This window comes from Oleiphilus sp. HI0086 (assembly GCF_001635225.1).
Genome location: NZ_LWFZ01000556.1, coordinates 1 through 8,403 on the forward strand (window position 1 = coordinate 1; position 8,403 = coordinate 8,403).

The 8,403-nt window shown below is 45.3% G+C and carries 9 protein-coding genes; 3 read left to right on the forward strand and 6 right to left on the reverse strand.

All coding sequences use genetic code 11. The features are described from left to right. The 3 genes from A3756_RS06695 to A3756_RS06705 all read left to right on the forward strand — a co-directional run. Positions 1-1,015 (forward strand): NAD(P)/FAD-dependent oxidoreductase (locus A3756_RS06695; RefSeq protein ID WP_197481230.1); only part of this gene is annotated, 1,015 nt, incomplete at its 5' end. 234 nt (positions 1,016-1,249) lie between these two features. After that, a complete protein-coding gene (gene cueR, locus A3756_RS06700; protein ID WP_068506746.1) occupies positions 1,250-1,675 on the forward strand; it encodes a Cu(I)-responsive transcriptional regulator in 426 nt (141 codons plus the stop codon). Then, positions 1,672-2,853, forward strand: coding sequence for a permease (locus A3756_RS06705; RefSeq protein ID WP_068506749.1), 1,182 nt, complete (start codon positions 1,672-1,674; stop codon positions 2,851-2,853). Before cueR ends, A3756_RS06705 begins: the two co-directional genes overlap by 4 nt. An 82-nt stretch (positions 2,854-2,935) precedes the next feature. On the opposite strand, the gene tmk is transcribed toward A3756_RS06705, so the two are convergent. From tmk to fabG, 6 genes are all read right to left on the reverse strand, one after another. Continuing rightward, positions 2,936-3,556: a dTMP kinase gene (tmk, locus tag A3756_RS06710; protein ID WP_068553150.1), complete on the reverse strand. Its 621-nt coding sequence runs from the start codon at positions 3,554-3,556 to the stop codon at positions 2,936-2,938. Between the two features lie 45 nt (positions 3,557-3,601). Further along, a complete protein-coding gene (gene mltG / locus A3756_RS06715; protein ID WP_082865125.1) occupies positions 3,602-4,648 on the reverse strand; it encodes an endolytic transglycosylase MltG in 1,047 nt (348 codons plus the stop codon). 25 nt (positions 4,649-4,673) lie between these two features. Then, positions 4,674-5,531: an aminodeoxychorismate lyase gene (pabC, locus tag A3756_RS06720; protein WP_082865126.1), complete on the reverse strand. Its 858-nt coding sequence runs from the start codon at positions 5,529-5,531 to the stop codon at positions 4,674-4,676. 2 nt (positions 5,532-5,533) lie between these two features. Beyond that, positions 5,534-6,781 carry a beta-ketoacyl-ACP synthase II gene (fabF, locus tag A3756_RS06725; RefSeq protein ID WP_068506753.1) on the reverse strand — a complete coding sequence of 416 codons (1,248 nt, stop codon included), beginning with the start codon at positions 6,779-6,781 and terminating at the stop codon, positions 5,534-5,536. A 92-nt stretch (positions 6,782-6,873) separates the two neighbouring features. After that, complete coding sequence (gene acpP, locus A3756_RS06730) at positions 6,874-7,107, reverse strand: acyl carrier protein (RefSeq protein ID WP_068506755.1); 234 nt, start codon at positions 7,105-7,107, stop codon at positions 6,874-6,876. 410 nt (positions 7,108-7,517) lie between these two features. Beyond that, positions 7,518-8,264 carry a 3-oxoacyl-ACP reductase FabG gene (gene fabG, locus A3756_RS06735; RefSeq protein ID WP_068506760.1) on the reverse strand — a complete coding sequence of 249 codons (747 nt, stop codon included), beginning with the start codon at positions 8,262-8,264 and terminating at the stop codon, positions 7,518-7,520. Positions 8,265-8,403: the final 139 nt, after the last annotated feature.

The following is an 8,403-nucleotide window of genomic DNA, read 5'->3' on the forward strand; positions in this document are numbered from 1 at the left end:
GCCTTTTGTTCCTGCGATTAAGGGCATTGAAGATACAGGTTATTTGACTTCCGATACGATATGGGAACTTAGAGAAAAACCAGGCCGCATGCTGATCATCGGTGGTGGGCCTATCGGCTGTGAAATGGCCCAGAGCTTCCAGCGCCTTGGAGTGCAGGTGATTCAAATGGACCGCTCTGCCCGCATCATGCCACGAGAAGATGAAGACGTGAGCGCAGAGGTTCAAAAGCGCTTTATTGAGGAAGGCATTGATCTTAGATTAAACCATCAGCCAACAGAGTTTATTACTGATAATGGCCAAAAAGTTCTGTTGTGCACCGACATTGACGGCACTGAACAGCGAATTGAATATGATGTTTTGCTATTGGCAGTCGGACGTAAAGCGAATACAGAGGGCTTTGGTTTAGATAAATTGAATATCCCCTTAACGGATAAAGGCACGATAGAGGTGAACGAATTCCTTCAAACGCGCTTCCCCAATATCTATGCGTGCGGCGATGTGGCCGGGCCTTATCAGTTCACGCACACGGCCTCTCACCAAGCCTGGTATACCGCTGTGAACGGTTTATTCGGTTTATTCAAGAAGTTCAAGGCAGACTATCGCGTCATTCCCTGGGCGACTTTTTCAGACCCGGAAGTGGCCCGTGTCGGCATCAACGAACAGGAAGCCAAAGCACAAGGTATTGCTTATGATGTAAGCCGTTATGATATTGATGATTTAGACCGAGCTATTGCCGATGGTGAGGCTCATGGTTTTATCAAGGTGCTAACCGTCCCCGGGAAAGATAAAATTCTTGGGGTAACGATTGTCGGTCATCATGCCGGGGATATTATTGCTGAATACGTGACGGCAATGAAGCATGGCTTAGGTCTGAATAAGATCCTGGGCACGATTCATATCTACCCAACCCTGGCGGAAACCAATAAGTTTGTCGCTGGTAACTGGAAAAAAGCCAACGCGCCTGAGAAGGTATTGCAGTTTCTTGAGAAATTTCATGCATGGCGTCGTGGTTGAGGCTTATTCATTCTTAGGCTGAGAACGCCATTCCTCACATGAAACCAACCAGCCCTAAGCCGCCAGCGAGCCATGGAAGGCTCTGTCTACTTGAGTTATTTTGACTATGGTCATACCCACCTACACTGACCACTTTCGTCATAAATTTCGAATTCAATAAATTTGTATTGACCTTACAGTAGCTGTAAGGTTTATGCTATTCCATATTAGATCAATTTATATAGGAGTAGCACGATGAATATCGGCGCGATATCAAAGCTAACAGGCCTTAATTCTAAAACCATTCGCTACTACGAAGAGATCGACCTGGTTCATCCTAGCTCGCGCTCTGCCAACGGCTATCGACAATATTCAGAACAAGATCTGGAACAGCTCCAGTTTATCCAGCGCGCCCGAAAGACAGGCTTCAATATTGATGAGTGTCGCCACTTGCTTGATCTTTTCAACAATAAAGGCCGACAAAGTCACGAGGTTAAATCCCTCGTCTTGGACAAAGCAAAATTAGTTGAAGAGCAAATAGCTGAGCTTAGGCTGATGCACCAGTGCCTGCTAGACCTCGCTAGCCAATGCCAATCTAACAATGACCCTCACTGCGCTATTCTTGATAAGCTTAGCGAGGCACCAGAGCAACTAACGACACAGGGAGGGGTAAAGCTATGAAAGAAACGAAATCAAGCTGCTGCGGCTCTAGTTCTGAAAAAAATAACCCTGAAAAGCCTGAAAGTAGTTCAAGTTGTTGCAGCAAAGAAAAACAGCCCGTACATACTACGTCATGCTGCTCCAGCAGTAGTAAGGCAACGAGCGAGCCCGCAACTAACAGTTGCTGTGAAGACTCTCCAGAAAAGCGAGACTGGTTACTCTGGGGGAGCTTAACGCTTTCAATTATCTTCTATGTGTTGGCACTCAGCGAACCCTCTCATGACAACTGGTATGGTGTCATTGCCCACAGCGTTCAAGAACTGCTAAACACTATGTGGTGGAGCATACTGCTCGCCATTGCTTTTGTCGGTGTGTTAAGTCGTATACCCCAGGAATTTATCATCTCGATTCTGGGAAAAGGAGGCACCGTCAAAGGTCTGTGGCGCGCGACATTGGCAGGCGTACTACTCGATTTATGTAGTCACGGAATACTAATGGTCGGCATGGAGCTAAGGCGCAAAGGTGCCAGTCTCGGCCAAGTCATGGCATTTCTTATTGCCAGCCCTTGGAACTCACTATCACTGACGATAATCATGGTGGCACTCATAGGGCTGCCATGGACCCTCTTGTTTATTGCCCTGTCGATGGTATTGGCAATTACCACCGGCTGGTTGTTTGATCGACTAGAACAGAAAGGCTCTCTTCCGCAAAATAGCGTTGCGAATGACTTGCCTGAAGACTTTCAATTTTGGCGTGAAGCTAAATCCAAATTTGCATCGGTAGAATGGACACAAGCGCTAGCCCTTGATATCGGCAAGCGCGGCTTAAACGGTTCTAGAATGGTGATCCGCTGGTTGTTATTTGGTGTTCTATTAGCGTCAGCGATTAGAGGCTTCGTTTCGTTGGAGGACTTCCAAAATTACTTCGGGCCAACGCTGCTTGGTCTAGGAGCAACCTTGATCGCAGCAACAATCATTGAAGTATGCTCCGAAGGCTCGACCCCTATAGCGGCCGACTTGATGAATCGAGCCAATGCCCCCGGTAATAGCTTTGCATTTTTAATGACAGGCGTAGCGACCGATTACACTGAAGTGATGGTAATAAAAGACACAATGAAGTCTTGGAAGACAGCACTATATTTACCTTTGCTAACCGTACCACAGGTGATCGTGGTTGCAATGATATTGAATAGTGTTTAACAATCGAACGTAGGCAGAGGGTTCCATCCCTTATATGAATCTACACCGTGCTAACCCGCCTGCGAGCCATGGAAGGCTCTGCCTACAGGATATTCTCAAGCACGACTGAAATACTTGATTGTACCTCTTCCAAACTTTGTGTTGCGTCAACTATTTTAAATCGCTTTGGCTCAGCTTCTGCACGCGCTAAATAGTTATCTCTAACATTATTAAAAAACTCTGCCTGTTCTTCCTCAAAGCGATCTAGGGCACCACGATTTTTTGCACGCGCCATGCCTACTTCNATCGGAGCATCTAATAAAAGAGTCAGGTCTGGGCGTACGTCTCCCTGAACAAAGTTTTCAAGTAAGGCTACTTTTTCAGAAGGTACACCACGCCCGCCAGATTGATAAGCATAAGTTGCATCGGTGAAACGATCAGAAATCACCCAAACACCTTTTTCCAACGCAGGTAAAATCTTTTGGTGAAGGTGCTGAGCGCGTGCGGCAAACATAAGAAGTAACTCGGTTTCTGACGCTACTGTTTCTTCCCGGTTCTTAATGAGCACTTCACGAATCTCTTCGGCCAAATGCGTTCCGCCAGGCTCTCGGGTAATGATGGATTCAATTCCCTTTGACGCTAACGCTTCTTGAATAAAAGCGATGTTGGTAGACTTGCCAACGCCTTCGCCACCTTCAATCGTGATAAATAAACCTTTGTCCACACTGTACCTTCTTATTTGGAATTGAGCTTGCTCTGAAATCAAGCCTTACTGGCTTGAACGGTAGTCTTTGCGACGTCTTAACTGGTACTTACGAACGGCATTGTTATGCTCGTCGATAGTTGCTGAAAATTGATGAGTGCCATCACCTTTTGCGACGAAATATAGGCTAGAGCCTTCTTTAGGGTGCAGCGCTGCATGAATGGCACTACGCCCTACTAAAGCGATAGGAGAAGGAGGTAAGCCCTTTATTCGGTAGGTGTTGTAGGCCGTCAGCTCTTTCAGGTGCTTACGGGTGATATTGCCTTGATAGCGATCACCTAAGCCATAGATGACGGTCGGGTCCGTTTGTAGACGCATTCCCTTAATCAGCCGCCTATTAAATACACCTGCGATTTCAGTTCGCTCATGTGCTGCTCCCGTTTCTTTTTCCACAATCGAAGCCAAGGTAAGCGCTTCATACGAGCCCTTCAATACGGTACTTTTATCTCTAGCCTGCCATTCTTCTTGCAAAATGTTCTGCAAACGCTGATGAGCACGCTTTAGGATTGATAGATCCGTATCGCCTTTATGGTACGCATAAGTATCAGGATAGAACTGCCCTTCCAGGTGCTTTATATCGTTCTTAGAGTTCAATGCCTGGATAAGTTCATCATCGCTCTTCCCTTCCAAGGTTTTACTTAGCTTCTCTTGAAGCGCCAGGGTCTTTAAGGCATCTCTGTAGCTCGTTCCTTCGATAAACTGAACCTGGTAACGAATCTGGTTATTGGATGTCAGCCACTCAAAAATAGCAGGAAGCGTCATAGGCCCTTGTAGACTGAACTCACCTGCTTTAATTTTACTAGCAAGCTTATTTTGCTTTGCGTAGACCTTTGCGACCCAGGGGTTAATGTCAGCCCCTTTTTCAATCAAGTTCCTCAACACTGAGTTGAAGCTACTGCCTTTGGGTATTTCTATTTCGAGAACGTCTCGTGGAAAGGCTATTGCTCGCTCTAATTCAGATTGATAATAACGATATATACCGGCACTGAGCATCAGCACAAAAATAATAAGCAGCAGAATAAAACGAGCGATAAAAGAGCGATTTGCAGGCACGATAGTTAATGTCGAAAAAGGTTATTTAATATGAAAAGCTAGTCTTCAAATGAGACTGAATGATTCCACAATTTTTATGTATTGCATAGCGCTTACCAGCAAATTCTTTCACTGGCCAAAGACCAAAGACACTATTGATAACAGCTAAACCGTCTGCAGACTTTGAGTCCTCGATACTAATTTCCGCTTCACGAAGCGCTAGCCCTGTTAAAGCAGCGTTATCGAGTAGATATTGACGTAAAGTACCCGCCACACCGGCACCCGATATATTCGGAGTAATAATATCTTTGCCTGTGAAAATGAGTAGATTGCTTTTAGTGCCTTCTACCACATTATTCTTGTAGTCCAACATCAAGCCTTCTTCATACCCTGACTTAGCCAAATCCTTTGAAGCAAGCACCTGATCTAGACGATTGAGGTGTTTTATCCCTGCCAGAACTGGCTGATGCGAGAGCTTATGGTCACATAAATGGAGAGTAATTCCCTGGGCGGAGTTTGTCTCGGGAAATTCGGGAGACTCAAAGACTTGTGTGATAAAGTTTAGTTCCGGCTCATCGGGTGGCGCATAACCTCGACCACCTTGTCCACGCGTAAGAATCACTTTGATTATCGCTCGCTTAAGGTGAGCGGCTTTAGTCAGGTCTTTCAAAGCCAAGCCAACATAACGCTCAAACTTACCAGCAAGCATTTCAGTTTCACCTAAATCAAGCGCCTTAGTGCCACGTTTAAATCGTTCCAGATGATAACTTAGAAGAGGAATTTTTCCATCGACCACTCTAAGCGTTTCAAATAAACCATCTCCGTAGGCAAGGCCCCGATCAGCGATATCGATTGCCGAGGTCTCAAGCTCATTGACTAAGGTTAAGTGAGCTCGCGTTTTCATTTCTAATCTTCCAAGGCCTGAAAGATTAAAGTGCCATTAGTACCGCCAAAACCAAAGGAGTTCGATAGAGCAGCTTTTATCGGAGCTTTCCTGGCAGTATGTGCCACGAAATCCAAATCACACCCTTCTTCAGGCTCATCGAGGTTAATCGTTGGTGGCGCTACTTGATCAGTGATAGCTTTTACAGAAAAGATTGCCTCAATCGCGCCAGCAGCCCCTAACAAGTGACCAGTCATTGACTTGGTTGAACTAACAAGCAAAGAGCTAGAATGTTCTTTAAACAGGTCTTTGATCGCTTTGCATTCTGCCACATCACCAAGCGGAGTTGAGGTGCCGTGAGCATTAATATAATCAATCGATTCTGGTTCTATTCCTGCATCGTTGATAGCATTTTCCATAGCGGTTCTTGCGCCTGAACCATCTTCAATAGGCGAAGTAATATGGAAGGCATCATCACTCATACCAAAGCCGGTTAGCTCAGCATAGATTGTTGCACCACGCGCTTTTGCGTGCTCCAACTCTTCCAAAACCAGTGCACCTGCGCCATCAGATAGTACAAACCCGTCTCGACCTTTATCCCAAGGGCGGCTGACTTCTTCAGCAGGTCGGTCATTGGAAGACAATGCCTTAGCATTGCTAAAACCTGCAACAGCAATTGGTGTTGTCGCCATTTCAGCACCACCGGCTATCATCACATCGGCATCACCATAGGCAATCGTTCTTGCTGCGTAACCAATGTTATGAGTGCCCGTAGTACAAGCTGTGACTACCGCTATATTTGGGCCTTTAAAGCCATATTTAATCGCGATATTCCCGGCAATCATATTGATAATAGAGCTGGGTACAAAAAAGGGAGAAACTTTACGAGGCCCTGATTTCACGTAGGTATCACGTACAGTCTCAATGGTTTCAATTCCTCCGATTCCAGAACCAAAGGCAACACCAATCCGCTTTTTCTGATCTGAATCCAAGTCTTCTAAAGATGCATCTTTTACTGCCTGCATACCTGCAATCAGGCCGTACTGCATGAAGATATCCATGCGACGCGCTTCTTTACGGTCAATATAATCATTCACTTCCAGGTCCGAAATCTGCCCGCCAATTTTGACGTTAAAGTTCTCAGTATCAAAGCGAGAAATATTTGATATGCCGCTCTTCCCTTCAAGCGCTGCATTCCACGACTCAGACACGCTATTACCAAGCGGAGAAAGCATCCCCATCCCTGTGACTACCACTCGTCTTTTTGACATACCTTGCCTCTAACTTTTAAATATCGACCTAAACAAACAAAAAAAAACCGCCCAGAGATTTCACAAAGGACGGTTCTTTTTATGAACTTCTATTACTGGTTAGCAATAATGAAGTCGATAGCTTCCTGGACTGTAGAAAGCTTTTCAGCTTCTTCATCAGGAATTTCAGTTTCAAATTCCTCTTCCAAAGCCATTACCAATTCAACAGTATCAAGAGAATCTGCACCTAAGTCTTCAACAAAAGAAGAAGTATTTTGGACTTCTGAATCTTTAACACCTAGTTGTTCACATACGATTTTCTTAACACGCTCTTCTACAGTACTCATAATTTCCTCTCATTAATATAGATCAAGCTGACAAGCATTCTATCTCTGAAATATTTCAGTTTAAAAACAGCTTCGTACTTAATTACCTAGCTATTGTCTGCTTCATTTATTCATGGCGATGTAGTCTAGATCAAAGCAATGATAGAGACAAGCAGCAAAACATCACTCTTTGATCTCAATCAGGCCACCAAAAAATAGTATTTCGGCCAAATACATGGGAACCACCATACCCTACCCTCATTCACGCAGTATTTTGAGAGGGAATCCATCCAAGTCTTAACCTTATGGCTCCCGGCTCAAACACTACCGGGATGACGAAAAGACTGATTCGGGGTACTACCGGAATAACAACAGGACAAATTCGAGATGCTACCGGAATAACAACAGGACAAATTCGGGATATTCCCGTTTTAGCCCATAAACATCCCACCGTTTACATGGATCGTTTCACCAGTAATATAACTTGCTTGCTGAGATGCCAAAAACCCTACTACCGAAGCCACTTCTTCGGGCTGCCCCAAGCGCTGCATCGGTATTGTCGCCAACATACTCGCTTTTACGGTATCGGAAAGCTCTTCTGTCATGCTCGTCTCAATGAAACCCGGAGCCACTGAGTTAACTGTAATGCCTCGCCCACTAATCTCTTTTGCCAAAGAGCGGCTAAAGCCCTCTATGCCTGCCTTGGCAGCACAATAGTTTGCCTGGCCTGCATTGCCCATTTGCGCAACAACAGAGCTAACGTTAATAATTCGTCCCCAGCGCGCCTTAGTCATGCCTCGGAGCGCTGCCTTTGAGACTCTGTAAATCGAGCTCAAGTTGGTGTTCAAGACATTATCCCAATCTTCTTCTTTCATACGCATCAACAAACCATCACGGGTAATGCCGGCGTTATTTACAACGATCAAAGGCGGACCATAAGCTTGAGTGACCTGTTTGATGCCTTCTGTGACCGACTCTGGGTCTGACACATCCATCTTAATGCCGTCACCGTCCAAGCCCCACTTTGAGAAATAATGCGAAATTGACGAGGCACCATCTTCTGTTGTGGCAGTACCAATAACCGTTAAGGACTCATCCATGGCCAACTCTTTAGCAATCGCCTGACCTATTCCACGGCTTGCGCCCGTGACTAACGCCACCTTCTTTTCCATTGCCATTTTCCTGTTCTTTATTTTGGTATTTTAACTTGGTGCGCACCGCGCACCCTATACAGCATGTTTAATCTGATAAACCGGAAACTACTTTTTCAAGACTACTCACGTCTGACATAGCCATCGTGTTAACCGTTTTATCAAT